Below are 1,266 nucleotides of genomic sequence, written 5' to 3' on the forward strand. Positions count from 1 at the left end.
GATGTCGGCGCATTCGCAGCAGGCGTGACACCGGTCACCGCCGACTCGGCTGTTTGCGCAGGCTGCCCGGCCTTCGCGGCAGCGGCACCGGCCGCAGCCGAACTGGCTGTTCCCGCCTGCGCGTTTCCGATGGTCCAAATGCTGCCGGTGCCGTGGGCGGTATCGGCCGGGTCGTGCTCCAGCTCGAACTCCACCCGCGATGCCCCGGCGTCGGGTGTGGTGACGCGGGCGGCCAGCGCGGGGGTGAGAGTGGAGGTGACGGTCTCCCCCGACAGCACCTGCGACGGGGTCACCTGGAACTGGTCCAGCAGCGGGTCCGGAACGTTCACGGTCGTGGTCTGCCAGGTCGACCAGGCCGAGGAGACGGAGGCGCCGGTGTTGGTGGCGCGAGCCCGCCAGCGGATGTGCCAGCCGTCGCGCAGTTTTCCAGCCGGGACGACGGCGGGGGCGTCGTTGCCGGAGGTGACGCCGGCGGAGCTGCCGGCCCAGATCTGGCCGGTGCCTTCTGCGGTGTAGGCCGGGTCGTGTTCGATCTCGTAGTCCGCCCGCAGGCTGCCGCTGGCGGAGTCGGAGACGGTGGCGTGCAGGGTCGGTGTCAGCGACGACACCGCGTTCCCGGTGGCCGGGGTGATCGACAAGTTGCCGACCGTGGGGGACGACGGCAGCGTGTAGGTGACGGTCAGCTTCGGCGCCTGCGCGTAGCCGGGGTAAGCGGCAACGGCCTCGGAGGAGTCGTAGGTGCGCCAGTCATTCTGCGCGCTTTCGTCGGCACCTCGTATCTGCAGGCCGTACCTGGGTCGGCCGGCGGCCCAGTCCTGGGCGATGCCGGTGGCATCCCATGTGACTGCGATGCCGCCCTGGCCATTGTCGCCGCAGTATTCGATGCTGTAAGCGTCCCGGCGGGTGACGGCGTCCTCGGTGGTGGTGGTCGGCTGGCTGTTCCAGGTGAGGGTGTAGGGGTCCCAGGCGGAGGTGACCCTCCTGGCCTGGATGCCGGAGCCGAACGGCACGCACTGGGGGGCGTCCCAGTTGAACAGCGACAGTTGTGCCTGTGTCACGGTCGCGCCGGGCAGGAATGCGGTGTCGAAGTTGAGGTAGCTGCGCTCCAGGTCTCCGTAATACGACCCGGCGTAGAGTTTGTAGCCGTCGGCGTGGACGTTGCTGTCGTAGTTGGCGACGTAGGTGTCGGCTTGCAGGGAGAGGTCCACGGTCGGGTCGACGGTCACCGGGTAGGTAAGTGTGGGGTCGGCCAGGAAGGAGGCGTCC

General features: G+C 69.3%; 1 protein-coding gene. It reads right to left on the reverse strand.

What is annotated here, in order from left to right; all coding sequences use genetic code 11:
• Positions 1-1,226, reverse strand: a 1,226-nt coding sequence (locus AAH991_RS40045) for a DNRLRE domain-containing protein (RefSeq protein WP_346231178.1), incomplete at its 3' end; no start/stop codon positions are given.
• Positions 1,227-1,266: the final 40 nt, after the last annotated feature.

This window comes from Microbispora sp. ZYX-F-249 (genome assembly GCF_039649665.1).
GTDB classification, from domain to species: Bacteria; Actinomycetota; Actinomycetes; order Streptosporangiales; family Streptosporangiaceae; genus Microbispora; species Microbispora maris.